Origin of the sequence: Paenibacillus sp. VTT E-133291 (assembly GCF_002264395.1) — a bacterium.
Taxonomy (GTDB): Bacteria; Bacillota; Bacilli; order Paenibacillales; family Paenibacillaceae; genus Paenibacillus_AQ; species Paenibacillus_AQ nitricinens.
This window is the reverse complement of the sequence record NZ_NFVA01000244.1, coordinates 1-456: the sequence shown is the minus strand read 5'-3', so window position 1 is coordinate 456 and position 456 is coordinate 1. Positions and strand designations below refer to the sequence as shown.

The window sequence follows — 456 nt, the reverse complement described above, 5'->3', positions numbered from 1 at the left end:
TAACGGAGGTGGACGTATAATGGCGCTATTTATGATGGCGGAACTTACTGCGCTGCTGAGGACGCTAGTACCAGGAATCGAAATCGTCGGCAACGACTTTGCCGCAAAGAATCCGGACGATTGTGCATATGCACGGATTAATGGCGGGCCGCCTCCGAAAGAGTGGTCGTCCGTCAGTTACCCTTCGATACAAATCGTGGTACGCGCGAAGAAAGCATCGGACGCAGAGGCGAAAGCTAACGCGTTTTTTACGACGCTGCATAATAAGCGTGAGTTTGCGGTAGGGACAACGCGGGTCATCCGTAGCGAGGCTGAACAGAGCGCGCCGTTTTATCTTGGCGTTGACGAGAACAGTCGGACGATGTATTCCGTGAATTTCACGTTTACCGCAGTTTAATAAACCAAACGCAGGGCTGTCCGTTGTCGGGCGGCTCTTTTTAGTACGTCCAAAATAAG

At 51.8% G+C, this 456-nt stretch carries 1 protein-coding gene; it reads left to right on the top strand.

Features of this window, described 5'->3' with window-relative positions:
• On the top strand, positions 1-397 hold a 397-nt coding region (locus CA598_RS31770; RefSeq protein ID WP_218832649.1), incomplete at its 5' end, for a minor capsid protein.
• Positions 398-456 lie beyond the last annotated feature (59 nt).